Raw genomic sequence first — 16,978 nt, forward strand, 5'->3', positions numbered from 1 at the left:
TGTGGGTACAAGTTAATGCTATAGTAATGACATAAGTATTGAAATTTTGATGCATTTACGAGCTCTAAAGAAGGTAAAAAAGGACGTTTCATTACATGATCCAATTGGTCAGGATAAAGAGGGAAATGAAATCAGTCTTATTGATATTTTAGAAGCTGAATCGGAAAATGTGATTGAATACATTCAACTAAATATGGAAATTGAAAAAATGCAGGATTATTTTTCAATTCTAGATAAACGCGAAAAGGAAGTAATTATTTATCGCTACGGATTGAATGATAAACAAGAAATGACACAGCGTGAGATTGCAAAAAAACTAAATATCTCAAGGAGTTATGTATCTCGAATCGAAAAACGGGCTTTGATGAAGGTATTCCATGAGTATTATCGTAATGAACGAAAAGGATAAGTATCTATAATTGAAGGTTGTAGACATAAAAAGAGGAACTCATTCACTGAAAGAGTTCCTCTTCTGACCTTCTTGACCTATATGTCTTTTAACATAGCTATAATAATTTCTGAAGCATTTTTCGCAGCCTTTGTTAGGAATTCATCAAATGATACAGAAGACTCTTTTCCTGCGATATCTGATAGTGCACGAATGACAACAAATGGGCATGCAAATTGATGGGAAACTTGCGCTATTGCTGCTGCTTCCATTTCAGAAGCAATCATGTTAGGAAATCTTTCTCTTGTTTCCTCTACACGCTTTGGATCTTCCATAAAAGAATCGGCTGTTGCTATCAAGCCAATCTCTCCTTGAATATCCATACTATTGATTACTTTCATTGCCTTCTCTACCAAGTTCTCATCCGCTTTAAAAGTAGGAGGCATACCTGGAACCTGTCCATATTCATAATTAAATGCTGTCACATCGACATCATGATGAACAACCTCAGAGGAGATGACGACATCACCTACTTCTAGTTTTTTGGAAAAACCACCGGCAGAACCGGTATTAATAATGAGCTCTGGCGAAAATCGTTCCATTAAAATGGTCGTTGCCATCGCTGCATTTACCTTACCAATTCCAGATTTTAATAAAACAATATCCTTCTCCTGCAGTTTACCTTTAATAAACAAACAGTTTGCTATTGTTGTTTCTTCCTTTTCAGACATACTATTCTTAAGAATTTCTACTTCTTCATCCATTGCTCCAATGATGCCAATTGTCATTATGTCTTCCTCCTATAACTATTCAAATCTCCATTTTTCATCATTTTCTTTTAATACTTCTACCAAGGTTGGTTGCCATCCCTGATTATCTATCCAACTAATATAAACACGATATGTTACCGTCTCTGCTCTATCGGAAACCGTACCAATCACCTTTTGATCTCCACCACGTTTTACCCACCAGGTAATCATATTGTCTTCTGCTATTCCGGAAGCAAGACTTAGAGCCTTTGTCATCTCGATTCTATCCTGAGAACCATCATCAAAATTGGTTGTATGAGGTCCCTCTTGTGCTGTTCCAATAGGCTGCCAGTTTGCAGTATAGGCTTCCACTACATTATCGTCCCCTCCGATTGGATCGGCTGGTTGAGTTACTATTTCACTCTGACTCGCATTTTCATTATTATCGGATTCATCAAGATCTTGATCATCCGTATTGTCATCTTCAGAAGACTCAACTTCTGTTTCTGACTGTTCTTCTTTATCCTCTTCCTTAATATCCTTCTCCTCTATATCAGGGCTCGTGACGGTATCAGAATTAGTAGGGTCATCATCAGGTCCAAAAATCCATAGACCGATTAATAGAATAATTAGGAAGCCTCCTGCAATAATTAACATAGACATTAACTTTGTATTTTTACGTCTTTTTTCAAATTTATTTACCCGTGAAAATCTATCATAACCACTCATTCTATCTTCCCCTCCTATGTATACCTTATTATATTACCATAATTTATATGCAAGATATCATCTGAATTATTTACTATAATATTTCATTTATATGAAAAGCCAATAACATGGGAGATTGGTTAGTATAGCTGATGGAGATAAATAATAAAAGCGGAGCTGTAGACTCCGCTTTATCTTTCACTATTGAACCTTTATAATTTTCACTTGGATCTCTCCACCAGGTGTTACTACTGCAAGTTCTTCTCCAACTTCATGACCAAGAAGACTTTTAGCCATCGGCGAATCATTAGATATCTTACCTTCGAAAGGATCTGCCTCCGCACTTCCTACGATTGTATAAGTTTCCTCTTCACCGTCCGGTAATTCAATAAACGTAACAGATTTACCAAGGGATACCATATTTGGATTTTCATTATCATTCTCAATTATGACAGCATTACGAATCATTTTCTCTACTTGAGATATACGCGATTCCACGAATGCTTGTTCATCTTTTGCTGCGTCATACTCTGAGTTCTCGGAAAGGTCACCGAAACCACGTGCAACTTTGATTCGTTCTACTACCTCTTGTCTTCTCTCCGTTTTTAAATACAGAAGTTCTTGTTCCAACTTCTCTTTTCCCTCTTGTGTCATATAATAACTTTTTTCTACAGCCATAAAAAACACTCCTTTGTCTATCTACTGCTTATTAGAAAAACTCATATTCGCTTGTTTTTGGGTGAATATGTTAGTTTTTCTTATGCAGGCAAGAAAGATTGTAATCCTTTCTTATCTGCGTAGAAAAACTCATATTCGCTTGTTTTTGGGCGAATATGTTAGTTTTTCTTATGCAGGCGAGAAAGATTGTAATCCTTTCCTATCTGCGTAGAAAAACTTACATCCTACAAGCTAATAGCGAATGCTATAATACCTCATCTTTCAGATAACAGATTCTATATCATCTGTCTTTATTGAACCATATGTAAAGAAATATCTGAACGAAGTAAAAAGTATACTAACCATAACTATGGCAGATTTAATTTAAATTTTCAATACTTTTGTTTCAACTATTGTCTTTATTTTTTGACAAAATATGCTCGATTTTTGTCGCCATGATATCAATTGCAACATGGTTCTCGCCACCCTCAGGGATAATAATATCCGCATAACGCTTAGTTGGTTCAACAAATTGTAAATGCATTGGGCGAACTGAATTTAAATATTGATCAATAACAGAGTCTAATGATCGTCCGCGATCTTTAATATCTCGTTGCAATCTTCTAATGATACGTAGATCAGCATCGGTATCAACAAACACTTTAATATCCATTAAATCAACTAAACGAGGATCCTCCAAAATAAGGATTCCTTCTAGAATAATTACATCCTTAGGTTCTACTCGAATTACTTCTTTTGAGCGATTGTGTGCCTTATAATCATAAACAGGCTTGTCCACTGGTTGATGATTTAATAAGGAATGAATGTGCTCTATCAACAAATCATTATCAAAAGCTAGAGGATGATCATAGTTCGTTTTTAATCTTTCTTCAAACGGTAAGTCACTTTGATCCTTATAATAATAATCTTGTTCTATAACAAGTATTGTTTTATCTGAAAATCGCTGGCATATTGATTTCGTTACGGATGTTTTCCCACTTCCACTACCACCCGCAACTCCAATTACTACTGGTTTGTCTTGCATTTTGCTACCCCTTTTCTCTATTTTTTATAACTAATAGCAACCCCATCACCAATAGGTAATATCGTTGTAATAAAGCTAGGATGATCCACCAGCCATTTATTATATTTACGGATTTTTTCTACCATCTTCTTATAACGAGGATGCTCAAAATTTTCATCCATTACAAATCCTCTAAATAATACGTTATCTGTGATAACTAACCCATTATCTGCTAGTAAAGGCATGACAAGTTCAAAGAATTTTTGATATTGTCCTTTTGCTGCATCAATAAATACACAATCATAGGTCCCATTTAAATCAGCTAAAACATCTAACGCATCCCCATGGATAATGGTAATGTTTTCTGTTTTATTTAGCCTATTAATATTTTCCACAGCTTGGTTGTACCTTATATCATCTCTTTCAATGGTTGTAATTGATGCTTCTGGATATGCTTCATTCATTCTTAATGCAGAATAACCAATAGCAGTTCCAATTTCAAGAATCCGTTTTGGCTTATTTAATCGGATTAATTGCATAAGAAAATTAATCCCGATAGGATCCATAATCGGGACTCTGTCTATTTTAGCTTGTTCTTCGATTTCTCTTACCCAGTCTGCACTTTTTGGTAGATGATCACTTAAATAATTTTGTACATTTTCTTCCATTCTTAACCCTCATTTATATTTATCCTATTAGGATACCTAATTTTTATAGTATTATACTAAATTATCTAAATAACCTAACGAATTAGGACGAATCAAAAAAACGGGAAATGTGAATAAAAATTCACACTTCCTTCATGTTAATTAATATATTGAGCCTTGTATTCATTATGTTGTTCTAGAGTCTCAGAATAGTAAATATTTCCTTCTCCATCATGTAGGAAATAATAATAATCTGTCACTTCAGGATTAATAGAGGACTCAAATGCACTCTCTGAGAAGTTAGAAATCGGTCCTATTGGTAAACCAAAAATATGGTAAGTATTAAAAGGCGATTCAACTTCTGTATCCGATAGAAGTACTTTTTCTTTATGACCTCCAATTGCATATAGCACGGTAGGGTCTGTTTGAAGTCGCATTCCTACTTCCAAACGATTATAGAAAATACCCGAAATTTTCTTTCGTTGATCTTCTGTTACTGCTTCTTTTTCTACTATTGAAGCCATCGTGACCGCTTCATGAATACTTAAACCACTCTCTGTTATCTCATTTAAGTACTGTCCAATTACAGCCTGCGATTTATCTAACATATTTTCAATAACGGTCTCTACAGGTGGATTCTCCACATAAAAATCATATGTTGCAGCAAATAGGTATCCTTCTAGCGGATAGCGTAACTCCGGATTTAAAATATCTTCTGACAAAATTGGATATTTAGCCATTAATTGCTTAATGTAATCCTGATCAGTCAGCTTTTCTTTAAATTCTTCCTCTGAAAAAGGTAGTTTCTCTGCATATATTGCAGCAATCTCATCGATTGTTAATCCTTCCGGTATGGTAACGCGGACGACTGGTTCTTTGACTAACCTTCCGCTCTTTAAAGACTCTATTATTTCATCAAAAGTCATTGACTTTGTAAAGGTATAACTACCCGCCTGAAAACCAGATTCATTTTTAAACTTTATATAAAATCGGAATATCATAGAGTTCTTAATAATATCATTTTCCTCTAGGATTTTCGCTATACCTGACGTAGATGATCCTAATGGAATTTCAATATCTACCCCTTGCTCATTACCTGGGTCGACTGGTTCCAGCCCAGACTTTATGTATAGGTAGCCAGATATTCCAGCGATTGCAAGAATTAATAGTATAGAGATAATTACGATTGCTACAATCTTTCGAACTGTTCGTGCTTCTTTTCCTCTAGCAATTAAATTATCACGAAAATTCCCATTATCATTTCCCTTGGACATTCATCATCCCCCTCTCATCCGGTATATTATACTAGAAAATGACAATATACGCTAGGATTAATCAAATGAAAAAAGCAGGTGCCCAGATGGGCACCTACTATAATATCGTTTAACCTATTATGTTGACTTTAGCCTTTTAGCTCTTCTTCCTCTGCTAACGTATTTAACATTTCTTCGACAATATCCCATTCCTCATCCGATTCAATTGCAAATAAAGAAAGGTCTTCGTCCTCTTTTTCTTCGTAACGAAAAGCGTATACTTCAACCTCTTCGTCATCCTTTTGTTCTGCTGGTACTACAGCAATGTAAGAATGACCAGTTTCGTCTACATCAAATGTAAATAGTACTTCAAATAAATGTTCTTCCCCATTTTCGTCAGGAATGATAATGCGTTCTTTTTCTTCAATAGCCATATTCATATTCTCCTTTTCATTTTTGATCAAGATAGCCTTGTAAAATCATCATAGCAGCCATTTTATCGATTACCTTTTTCCGTTTTTTACGACTTACATCAGCCTCGAGTAAAACACGTTCTGCAGCCATTGTTGTTAAGCGTTCATCCCATAAAACTGTTTCCACATGGAACACTTCTTCCAGATATTCTGCATACCGCTTCGATGCTTCACCTCGTTCACCTATCGTACCGTTCATATTCTTCGGTAATCCAATAATGACTTTTTCAATATTATGCTCATCTATAATCTGTTTTAATTCGCTATCTGCAGACTTAATATCTGTTTCATCCCATTTAATCGTGGTAATTCCTTGAGCTGTCCAACCTAATTCATCACTTATTGCAACACCGATTGTTTTTGAGCCAACATCTAAACCTAAGATTCTCATCTAATTACCTTTATATTGTTGCTCGAGATAGGATTTGACAAGTTCTTCTATCACTTCATCACGCTCTATGCGACGAATTAAATTTCTTGCATCCTTATATCTCGGAATATATGCTGGATCACCTGATAATAAATACCCAACAATTTGATTGATAGGATTATACCCTTTTTCTTGAAGTGCCTCATGGACAGTCATTAAGATTTCTTTTATATCACGATCAAATGGCTCTTCTGAAAAGTTGAATTTCATTGTTTTATCGATTGAACTCATCACGACACCTCATTCCACTTTGGTCTATTTCCATTCTAACATGTTTAAAAGATTTAATATAATATTTTAATCGCTAGAAAAGAGGGATTCAACAGAAAGTATTCCTTAACGTAAATTAGTCTCCACATACTCAGTAGCATATTGCAATGCTTCCATAATCTTGCTAGCATCCTTACCACCAGCTTGGGCCATATCAGGGCGACCACCACCGCCACCACCACAAATTTGGGCTGCTGACTTAATTAGATTTCCAGCATGTAATCCTCTTTCAATCAGGTCTTTTGATACTCCTGCTGCTAGTTGTACTTTATCGTCGTTTTCCGTCGCTAATAAGATTATGACAGAACCAAGTTTTTGTTTCAAATCATCAACCATTGTTCTTAATTGATTCATGTCTTTAACATTCACTTTTTGGCTTAAAAGTTTTACACCATTGACTTCCGTTACTTGTTCTACAATGGAGGAAGCCTCTAAGTTAGATAGTTTAGCATTCAATGATTCGTTTTCCTTTTGTAACGATTTGATCTCTTGGAATAATGCTTCTACACGTTCTGGTACCTTCTCTTCCGTGTTCTTTAACTTCTGAGCAGTCTCGTGTAATATGCCTAATTTACCAGATAAAAATTCAAAGGCAAATTTACTAGTTACAGCTTCAATTCGTCGTGTACCAGCACCAATTCCACTCTCTGACACAATTTTAAATAACCCGATTTCTGAAGTATTGTGAACATGGCAGCCACCACATAGTTCTAAACTATAGTTCCCAATTTGGACAACTCGAACTACTTCACCATACTTTTCACCGAATAAAGCCATAGCTCCCATCTCTTTTGCTTCTGCTAAGGACTTTTGGCTAATATTTAATGAAATGGACTCCCAAATTTTTTCATTTACTATACTCTCAATTTGTTCTAATTCGCCTTTCGTTACAGATTGAAAATGAGAAAAATCGAATCGCAAGCGTTCAGGAGCTACTAATGATCCTGCTTGATTTACATGTGTTCCTAGAACATCTTTTAAGGCCTGATGTAATAAATGAGTTGCTGTATGGTTTTTCACAATTAAATTACGAGAATCCATATCTACAACTGCTGTTACGACATCTCCAACATGGAGTTCACCGCTATCTATTACAGTTCGGTGTATATTTTGAGATTTAGGTGACTTTTGGACATTCTTTACGGTTGCTTTTGCTGTATTGGTCTTGATTGTACCATGGTCCGCTATCTGCCCACCGCTTTCCGCATAGAATGGAGTTTCTCGTAGGAATATTAACACTTCGTCCCCTTGCTTTACAATATCAACGAGTTCCCCATCTTTTATTAAAGCAACGATCTTGGTCTCCGTTTCTAATGTTTCATATCCGATAAATTCACTTTCTACGTTAAGTTTACCAAGTACTTCATCTTGAACATGCATAGAGTCCACTTTTTGACGCGCGTTTCTTGCACGTTCACGCTGCTTTTCCATCTCTTCTTCATAACCAGCTTCATCAACTGTAAATCCTAATTGTTCCACATACTCCGCTGTTAATTCCTTAGGGAAACCATACGTATCATATAAGCGAAATACTTCTTTACCAGGAAATACTGTGGAGTTTTTCGCTTTTTCTTTCTCGATAATATCTGTTAATATTTCTAATCCATCATTTAACGTTTCATGGAAACGTTCTTCTTCAACTTTGATAATATTTTGAATAAAGTCGTGTTGCTCTAATACAGTCGGGTAGAAATCTTTCATGATATTGCCAACAGTTTCAACTAGCGCAAACATGAACGGCTTCTCTATTCCTATTTCCTTAGCAAAACGAACTGCCCGACGGATTAATCTTCTTAATACATATCCTCTTCCATCGTTTGATGGTAATGCACCATCACTTATAGCAAAGCTAACCGTTCTGATATGGTCAGCGATTACTTTGTATGCAGTGTCACTCGCTTTATTCGTACCATATTTCACATTAGCAAGTTCTTCCGTCTTCTTAATAATTGGCATGAATAAATCTGTTTCAAAATTAGTCGGAACATCTTGGATGACGGATACAATTCTCTCTAATCCCATTCCCGTATCAATGTTTTTCTTTGGAAGTGGTGTATAGGTATCATCTGGATTGTGATTAAACTGAGAGAACACAAGATTCCATACCTCTAGATAACGATCATTTTCTCCACCTGGATAAAGCTCCGGATCTTCTGGATTATTACCATAGGACTCTCCACGATCATAAAAAATCTCCGTATTAGGACCACTAGGGCCTTCTCCAATATCCCAGAAATTCTCTTCCAATCGAATAATTCTCTCTTTAGGAATTTTAATATCATTTAACCACATGTCATATGCTTCATCATCTTCAGGATGTACGGTAACAGATAAACGTTCTGGATCTAACCCTAACCATTTCTCGCTAGTGAGAAATTCCCAAGCCCAAATGATAGCTTCTTTTTTAAAGTAGTCTCCAATGGAAAAGTTTCCCAACATCTCAAAGAATGTATGGTGTCTTGCAGTATAGCCTACATTTTCAATATCATTTGTGCGAATTGATTTTTGGGCATTTACAATACGTGGATTTTCTGGAATTACTCGGCCATCAAAATATTTTTTTAATGTAGCCACTCCACTATTAATCCATAATAATGTTGGATCATCTTGTGGTACTAATGATGCACTAGGTTCGACCTTATGGCCTTTTTCTTGGAAAAAGTCAAGGTACATTTGTCTAATTTGTGCTGAAGTTAGCTGTTTCATAATTAAGATCCTCCTTGATATGATAGTAGTTGATCAATACATCTCAAACTCAGGTAAATAGGGAGTAAACAATTCTTATACTGGGGTAACAAATTTCAACTATTTTAATTTCGTCAACTAAAAATTGTACTTCCCAATGTATAAAAATAAAAAAATCCCCTCTCTGCACATAGCAGGGACGAGATTAGTCGCGGTACCACCCTAATTATAGACAATATTCATTGTCCATCACTTCACTCATGATAACGGTATGAAACCGACGGGGATTAGCCGTACTCCGGTTTAGCTTTCCATGGTTCTAATTTAAGATTTCTTCCAGCCTAAGGAAACCTCTCTCTAGAAATCGATTGCCATGTACTGATAACCTTCTACGTGATTACTACTATTGATAAGCGATATTATAGTGAACTTTTTTGTAAAAGTCAATTCTGTCGGACTAAAATCACGAGGTGCTTCGTTAATACATTTAAGATAGTTAATATCGGGACAGCTAAAATCATGCCAATTACTCCCCCTAACTTACCACCTAATAATAGGACAAATATAATCGCCACCGGGTGTATACGAATACTTCTTCCTACAATGTAAGGAGATAGTAAATTACTTTCGATTAATTGAATGACAAATACGCCTATTAAAACAAAAATAACCATCTTCCCGGAAATCGTTAAAGCTATGATTACAGCTGGTACTGCACCTATTATGGGTCCGAAGTAGGGGATGATATTCGTTAACCCCATGAAAATCGCCAATAATAAAGCATACTTCAATCCAAGTAATTGAAACACAATGTAACTAGTGATTGCTACAAATAAACACACTAATAGTTGGCCCCGAATATAGCTACCCAGTCCTTCATCAACAGCATGAACCAGATTACTAGAAAATTTTCGATATTTGTTCGGGATAAATCCTTTTACATAGTCCTTAATTCGTACATAGTCTTTAAGGAAATAAAAAACTAGAACGGGAATTACCGTTAAGATTACAATCATATCGAAAATTTTGGTGACACCACCTATTAAATTACCGATAATCCTATCCACCGTTGATTCCATCGAGGCAATTGTTTCGTCTATTTTATTGTGTACTGCTTCGGGTAGAAATGATGTTGATTCATAAACCCGATAAATTATATCCTGATATTTGCTAACCAACTGAGGTAAATATTCATCAAGATCTCGTAGTTGATGAACCACCGCAGGATATACACGATATACGATATACCCTATTCCCCCGAAGAAGAGCAGATAAATCATTAAAATAGCAACACTTCTTGGAATATTAAATTGGTGAAGCTTTTGGACAATAGGAAAAAGCAAATACGCAATGAGACATGCAACTAAAAAAGGTAAGGCTAAATTCCATAAAAACGAAAAAAACGCCTTGTAATACGGAAAAAGCTTTACCAACAAAAAAATGAATAAGAAAACAAAGATTCCTGTGATAATCCAATAGAGAAAATTTACCGGCTTTTTTGTGAGAACATCTGGTACACCCCTTAGTATGAGTTTACCGTTTAAGAGAATACATCTGGGATAAAGTCAGCCTATCCATTGTTCGCAAACTAAATCTTGAGTGAAACATCTTACCAACTAAAGGATTACCATTCCACTTTCCGTTCTTCCTCTGTAAATAGATCATTTAATGAACTCAAGCTACCATCCGCTTCGACCTGATGTACTGTAAGTTCGTTTCCTGTGACAGACATTTCTACAAAACAGTTCCAACAATAGAATTGTTGAGTGCCAATTTTTCCAATATCTTTACTACTGCAATTTGGGCATCGCATTAACATAATACCAATCTCTCCTGAAATATAAATGTAAGTATTATGTTATGATTTCCCGAAATACCCAAAATATACCTAACTACATGAAATCATATGGTGAAATTTCATCCTCAATTGAATCGGGTGAAGCTGTTGTCATCGGCAATTCCTCAAATCTTTCAGCAAATAACTCTTTTAGAGAAGTAAATCGCTTATTCGTATCTTGCGTTTGAATACCACGCATAAACGCTTGTTTCTCACCACATATGATTAAGGATTGCTTTCCACGGGTAATGGCAGTGTAGAGTAAGTTCTTTCTTAGCATCCGATTGTAAGCCGATACGACCGGCAAAATGACAATAGGAAACTCACTACCTTGTGATTTATGTATAGAAATACAGTAGGCATGCATGAGATTAATATAATCTTTTCTTTCATAAACAACTTCTCTATCATCAAACGTGACCACGAGCTGTTCCACATGATCTGTATTCTCATTTTCCTTAAAGATAGCTACAACCTCTCCTATATCACCGTTAAAGACATTATCCTCAGGCTGATTCACGAGTTGAATGACTTTATCTCCAATACGAAAGACAATATCATTTATTTTAACTTCTCTCTTGCCTTTTGATCTCGGATTGATTAAGTCTTGAAGAGCTTTATTGATCATCGTTATACCGGCTTGTGACTTATACATTGGTGCTAGCACCTGAATATCTCTAACATCTAATCCTTTTTGGATTGCCTTCTGATACACCTGTGTTATCACTTCTACTACTTGATATTCCCGGCAGTTGATAAAACTAAAATCACGATCGTTTTCTAATAATTCTGCCGTGCAATTATCATTTTTTATACCATGTGCAAGTTGAATAATTTTAGAGCCTTCCTTTTGTCGATAAACTTCATGTAGACTAACTTTCGGAATATGATGCTGTTCCAATAAATCGGTCAATACTTGCCCTGGACCGACAGATGGAAGTTGATCTTCATCTCCAACAATTAATACTTGCATGTCGGTAGGTATCGCTTTAAATAAATTATTAGCTAACCAAATATCTACCATAGAGAATTCATCGACAATTAGAAACTTTCCTGTAAGTGGTTCATGCTCATCTTTATCAAATCCATCATTTCCATTCCATCCTAGCAAACGATGGATGGTTAAAGCTGGTAAACCAGTTGATTCTGTTAAACGTTTAGCAGCTCGCCCTGTTGGAGCGGTTAAGACAAATGGAAAGTCCTTCTTATGCTCATAAGATAAAGGATCAATAGATACCTTATGGATTGCTGCATATGCCTTAATAATCCCTTTGATTACGGTTGTTTTACCTGTACCAGGTCCACCTGTTAAAATCATTACCTTAGATTTTAAAGCTTGTTCTATGGCAGCAAATTGTTCTTTCCCGTAGCTCAATACTTCCTCTTCTTCAATGTCTCCAATAATTTTCATTAAGTCGGCTAACGTAGTTTCATCATCTATTGAACTAGAGATGATTCGTTTCAAGCTAGAAGCAAACCCATCTTCAGCATAGTATAAGGAAGGAAGGTATACATTTCCTTCGTATAAGATTATCTTTTTTTCTGTATTTAAATCTTGAATTGTATTCTTTATTTGTTCTTCCGATAAATCTAGATCCGTTGTTCTTAGTAGTGTCCTAACTTCATGGAGACATTGTTCTATTGGTAAAAATACGTGGCCATCCTGAACGCTTCTTTGCAGGATAAAAATACAGCCAGCCCCAATTCGGTTAGGGCTGGATAAGGAAATACCGTTCTTTCTCGCAATTTCATCCGCTGTTTGGAACCCAAAACCATCAATATCGAATACGAATTGATAGGGATCTTCCTCCAAAATATTGATCGACTCATCCTTGTATTTTTCATAAACTTTTTGAGACATCTTTAAGCCTATATTATATTTGGATAGATAAACTACAACATGCTCAAAACCTTGGTTCTCTTGTAATGTTTTCGCTATCGTAACAGCAGATTCTTTCTTTAATCCAGGTACAGAATCTAACACGTCAGGATTATTTAAGATTTTAGATACTAGAGAGTCACCCAAATGATCCACTACTTTTTTTGCTGTTTTCTTGCCAATTCCATAAAACATATCACTAGATAAGTAGGCAATCAATCCATCCTTTGTATCTGGGATAAAGGATTGATAAGTGGAGACATTATACTGTTGTCCATACTTTGGGTGTCTCTCAAGTCGTCCATAGAAGATATAAACGGTTCCTTCCTGTAGATTAGAGAAATAACCTTTTACTACAAGTTCTTTTTCCTCAATTTCTAGATTCGTATCCGTAACTTTTATTTTAGCAATGGAAAAATACTCAACATCATTACGAAAAATAGTATAGAGAAGTTCACCTTTTACATATTCTTCATTTCCTATATTCATAACATTCTCCATTACCATTACCTCTCTATCGACAAACCTAGTTATTGTAATGCTTCTTCCGCGACTTTCTTCCCGTTAGCTGCTAATACATGAGTCGGATTATAATCTAGTGCTTGAACGAAATAATCCAGTGCCTGAGACACGTTCTCTTCAAACAGGCTAATAACACCTAGATTATATAGGGCATCACTATGTTCCTTGTTTAACGTCAGCACCAACTCAAATATTTCCTTGGCATCTGTCAATTGCTCATTTTGCGCTAAAGCAAGTCCATATTGGAATACAACATCCTCATCCTCAGGCATTAATTCTTTTGCACGTAATAAATATGGAAGTGCTAGTTTAAACTGTTGCTGATTTTGATGGGACATTCCCAACATAAAGAATACATCCGCTTCTTCCAATCCGTTCTTAATAGCTTCTAGGAAATTTTGTTGAGCTTTCGGATAATCTTCCTGCTCATAATAGACATTCCCTAAGCCATAATATGCAGTGGCCGTTTTACTATCTAGAGAGATAGCTTTCTGGAAGAAATTTATCGCATGTTCCGCGTCACCAAGGTGTAATAATAAATTCCCAAAATTCACAAATCCTATTGGATCATTAGGATTTTCCTCTATATATTCATTAAATAGATTAGCAGCTTCTTCATATTTATTCTCTTTCATTAACTCCACTGCATTCGCTATTTTATTCATCCTATTACTCCTTCTTTCAGGCATTTCCCTATCCAACGTAATCTAACTTGTTGTTTTGCTTCAAGACTTTATCAATCGTTCCACCACCTAGACACACGTCACCATCATAAAAAACAACTGCTTGGCCAGGAGTGATTGCTCTTTGTCTTTCATCAAATATCACTCTCACCGTACCATCGTCTTGTAGTTTGACTGTTACACCACTATCATCTTGACGATATCTGAATTTAGCTGTACATGTGAAAGATTCCGTTATATCCTGAGGATTAATCCAATTTAAATCAGTTGCAATTAGTTCTTCAGAATATAGTGTTTCATTACTATACCCTTGTTCAACATAAAGAATATTTTCTTTTAAATTCTTACCTACCACAAACCAAGGATCTCCAGCTCCACCAATACCAAGCCCTTGACGCTGACCAATTGTATAATACATTAATCCATCATGCTTCCCTTTTACTTCACCATTTAATGTTTGCATTTCACCTGGCTGTGCTGGCAAATATTCACTTAAGAACTCTTTGAAATTGCGTTCTCCAATAAAGCAAATACCTGTACTGTCCTTCTTCGTAGCAGTTGCAAGGCCATGTTCTTTTGCAATTTCTCGCACTTTAGATTTTGGCATATGGCCAAGTGGGAACATAACTTTCTCTAATATGTCACTTGTTAATTGATTCAAGAAATAGGTTTGATCCTTATTGGAATCAACACCACGAAGCATCTCATATTTACCATTATTTTCGCGAACTTGTGCATAATGTCCTGTTGCAAGATAATCCGCTCCTAAATCCATTGCATAATCTAAGAACGCTTTGAATTTTATTTCCTTATTACACATAACATCTGGATTTGGTGTTCTTCCTGCTTTATATTCATCTAAGAAATAAGTAAACACTTTATCCCAATATTGTTTCTCAAAATTCACAGAGTAATATGGTATATCTAATTGGTTACACACTCGGACAACATCATCAAAATCTTCCGTTGCTGTACATACACCAAATTCATCCGTATCATCCCAATTCTTCATGAAGATACCGACAACATCATACCCTTGTTCTTTTAATAAAAGTGCAGCGACAGATGAGTCAACACCTCCACTCATTCCTACTACAACACGTATATCTTTATTTTCCTTCATTTTATCCACCTTACTTTACTAAACGCTTTATTATTTTTGCGATACGATTTGCTGCTTCTACCACATTTTCTTCTGTATTTGCAGCACCAAAGCTAAAACGAATGGAGTTTGTTGTACATGGATTATTCTCACCGTAAATAGCTGATAATACATGTGATGGCTCAACCGAACCAGCGGTACAAGCACTTCCACTAGAAGCTGCTACTCCAGCTAAATCGAAATTCGCTAATAGTTTTTCCACATTTGTTCCTGGGAAGCTAATATTAACAACAGACGGGATTGTGCTTTGAATATCTCCATTGACTTCAAACGAAATCTGTTGTTCCCTCAACACTTCCAGAAAGCTTTGTTTATATCCTTCATACTGTCTGTTGCGAGTTTCTCTTTCTTCTTGCATAATTTCTACGGCAGTTTTAAATCCAACCACTCCAACTACATTCTCTGTTCCAGGACGACGTTTCCGCTCCTGCTCTCCCCCAAATTGTAGGGCATTCATTTTAATTCCTTCTCGTGCAAATAAAAATCCTATTCCTTTTGGACCGTTAATCTTATGTGCAGAAACAGATAATAAATCTACACCCAGATCACGTACGTTGATTTCAATAGAACCAAACGCCTGAACAGCGTCGGTATGAAAATATGCTTGATGCTCACGTAGTACCTCGCCAATTTCTTTGACCGGTTGTATAATTCCAGTTTCATTATTTGCATACATAACGGAAACTAGTATTGTTTCATCCGTTAATGCTTTTTTTAAGTCTTCAATCGAAACTTTACCTTCCAGGTTTACTGGAAGATAGGTAACGTCAAAACCTTCTTTTTCAAGATATTCGGCAGCATGTAGTGTAGCATGATGCTCTACTACAGATGTAATAATATGCTTACCTTTATGTTTATTCGCAAGGGCTGTACCGATTAATGCAAGGTTATCAGCTTCCGTACCACCACTCGTGAATATAATTTCTTTTTCGTTTGCTTGTATACTTCCGGCAATAACTCTTCTAGATTCATCTAGTAATTGACGCGCCTTTCTTCCATAGGCATGCACACTTGATGGGTTACCAAACACCTTCTCATATATTGGAACCATCGTCTCAATCACTTTTGGATGCATGGGTGTCGTTGCTGCATGGTCTAAATAAATATGTTCCATTCTACGTTTCTTCCTTTCTTTAGTCTTCGGTCAATTAGATATAAAACATATACCCCTCTAATGGATCTTCTTTTTCATAGTTCACTAAGTCTTCTAAGGTTGTCGTATCTAGTACTTCCTTCACCGCTTTTGTAACACGCTTCCAAAGCGCTTGTTTTGCAGGCTCTTCGTCCTCAATACCTTCAACTAAAACAATTGGTCCTTCTAGAACCCGAATAATGTCACCAGCACTAATATCTCTGGGTTCCTTCGGCAGCATATATCCCCCATAAGCACCACGAACACTCTTAATTAAACCTGCATTACGAAGTGGTGCAGCCAGCTGCTCTAAATAGTGCTCTGATAAATCATTCTCTCTTGCTATTGTTTTTAAGGGGACTGGTCCTTCCCCAAAACTACGTGCTAACTCAATCATAATGGTTAAGCCATAACGACCTTTTGTGGAAACCTTCATAAATTTAATACTCCTCTATATTCGAACATTTTTTCTATAGTTA

At 36.0% G+C, this 16,978-nt stretch carries 17 protein-coding genes, 1 pseudogene and 1 other annotated feature; of the genes and pseudogenes, 1 reads left to right on the forward strand and 17 read right to left on the reverse strand.

Annotated features, from left to right (window positions below):
• Positions 1-31: 31 nt before the first annotated feature.
• Positions 32-409 (forward strand): annotated as a pseudogene (locus G5W_RS21625) (sigma-70 family RNA polymerase sigma factor); the annotation flags it as partial.
• Positions 410-486: 77 nt separating this feature from the next.
• On the opposite strand, the gene mtnN reads toward G5W_RS21625, so the two are convergent.
• The 17 genes from mtnN to cymR all read right to left on the reverse strand — a co-directional run bounded on the left by mtnN (position 487) and on the right by cymR (position 16,935).
• Positions 487-1,176 (reverse strand): 5'-methylthioadenosine/S-adenosylhomocysteine nucleosidase, encoded by a 690-nt coding sequence (gene mtnN, locus G5W_RS0118315; protein WP_010098948.1) that lies wholly within the window; start codon positions 1,174-1,176, stop codon positions 487-489.
• An 18-nt stretch (positions 1,177-1,194) separates the two neighbouring features.
• Complete coding sequence (locus G5W_RS0118320) at positions 1,195-1,866, reverse strand: YrrS family protein (protein ID WP_010098950.1); 672 nt, start codon at positions 1,864-1,866, stop codon at positions 1,195-1,197.
• 180 nt (positions 1,867-2,046) lie between these two features.
• The gene (gene greA / locus G5W_RS0118325; protein WP_010098951.1) at positions 2,047-2,523 is read right to left on the reverse strand and encodes a transcription elongation factor GreA; all 477 of its coding nucleotides are present in this window, start codon (positions 2,521-2,523) and stop codon (positions 2,047-2,049) included.
• Between the two features lie 385 nt (positions 2,524-2,908).
• Entirely contained in the window at positions 2,909-3,547 is a 639-nt protein-coding gene (udk, locus tag G5W_RS0118330) for a uridine kinase (RefSeq protein ID WP_010098952.1), read from the reverse strand.
• A 17-nt stretch (positions 3,548-3,564) separates the two neighbouring features.
• The gene (locus tag G5W_RS0118335) at positions 3,565-4,194 is read right to left on the reverse strand and encodes an O-methyltransferase (protein ID WP_010098953.1); all 630 of its coding nucleotides are present in this window, start codon (positions 4,192-4,194) and stop codon (positions 3,565-3,567) included.
• Between the two features lie 137 nt (positions 4,195-4,331).
• Positions 4,332-5,447, reverse strand: a complete 1,116-nt coding sequence (gene mltG, locus G5W_RS0118340; protein WP_010098954.1) for an endolytic transglycosylase MltG — start codon at positions 5,445-5,447, stop codon at positions 4,332-4,334.
• A 128-nt stretch (positions 5,448-5,575) separates the two neighbouring features.
• Complete coding sequence (locus tag G5W_RS0118345; protein WP_010098955.1) at positions 5,576-5,860, reverse strand: DUF1292 domain-containing protein; 285 nt, start codon at positions 5,858-5,860, stop codon at positions 5,576-5,578.
• A gap of 16 nt (positions 5,861-5,876) precedes the next feature.
• Positions 5,877-6,290, reverse strand: coding sequence for a Holliday junction resolvase RuvX (gene ruvX / locus G5W_RS0118350; protein ID WP_010098957.1), 414 nt, complete (start codon positions 6,288-6,290; stop codon positions 5,877-5,879).
• Entirely contained in the window at positions 6,291-6,560 is a 270-nt protein-coding gene (locus G5W_RS0118355; protein WP_010098958.1) for an IreB family regulatory phosphoprotein, read from the reverse strand.
• 105 nt (positions 6,561-6,665) lie between these two features.
• A complete protein-coding gene (gene alaS / locus G5W_RS0118360) occupies positions 6,666-9,305 on the reverse strand; it encodes an alanine--tRNA ligase (protein WP_010098959.1) in 2,640 nt (879 codons plus the stop codon).
• Positions 9,306-9,476: 171 nt separating this feature from the next.
• Positions 9,477-9,685: a binding site (T-box leader), on the reverse strand.
• 42 nt (positions 9,686-9,727) lie between these two features.
• Complete coding sequence (locus G5W_RS0118365; protein WP_337445697.1) at positions 9,728-10,834, reverse strand: AI-2E family transporter; 1,107 nt, start codon at positions 10,832-10,834, stop codon at positions 9,728-9,730.
• A 74-nt stretch (positions 10,835-10,908) separates the two neighbouring features.
• Positions 10,909-11,097, reverse strand: a complete 189-nt coding sequence (locus G5W_RS0118370) for a hypothetical protein (RefSeq protein ID WP_029191194.1) — start codon at positions 11,095-11,097, stop codon at positions 10,909-10,911.
• A gap of 79 nt (positions 11,098-11,176) precedes the next feature.
• Positions 11,177-13,501: an SF1B family DNA helicase RecD2 gene (gene recD2, locus G5W_RS0118375; protein WP_010098962.1), complete on the reverse strand. Its 2,325-nt coding sequence runs from the start codon at positions 13,499-13,501 to the stop codon at positions 11,177-11,179.
• A gap of 29 nt (positions 13,502-13,530) precedes the next feature.
• Positions 13,531-14,187: a tetratricopeptide repeat protein gene (locus G5W_RS0118380; RefSeq protein ID WP_010098963.1), complete on the reverse strand. Its 657-nt coding sequence runs from the start codon at positions 14,185-14,187 to the stop codon at positions 13,531-13,533.
• Between the two features lie 28 nt (positions 14,188-14,215).
• Positions 14,216-15,328, reverse strand: coding sequence for a tRNA 2-thiouridine(34) synthase MnmA (gene mnmA / locus G5W_RS0118385; protein WP_010098964.1), 1,113 nt, complete (start codon positions 15,326-15,328; stop codon positions 14,216-14,218).
• Positions 15,329-15,338: 10 nt separating this feature from the next.
• A complete protein-coding gene (locus tag G5W_RS0118390; protein ID WP_010098965.1) occupies positions 15,339-16,481 on the reverse strand; it encodes a cysteine desulfurase family protein in 1,143 nt (380 codons plus the stop codon).
• Between the two features lie 34 nt (positions 16,482-16,515).
• Complete coding sequence (cymR, locus tag G5W_RS0118395; RefSeq protein ID WP_010098966.1) at positions 16,516-16,935, reverse strand: cysteine metabolism transcriptional regulator CymR; 420 nt, start codon at positions 16,933-16,935, stop codon at positions 16,516-16,518.
• Between the last annotated feature and the right edge of the window lie 43 nt (positions 16,936-16,978).

The organism is Ornithinibacillus scapharcae TW25, from assembly GCF_000190475.1.
GTDB classification, from domain to species: domain Bacteria; phylum Bacillota; class Bacilli; order Bacillales; family Amphibacillaceae; genus Ornithinibacillus; species Ornithinibacillus scapharcae.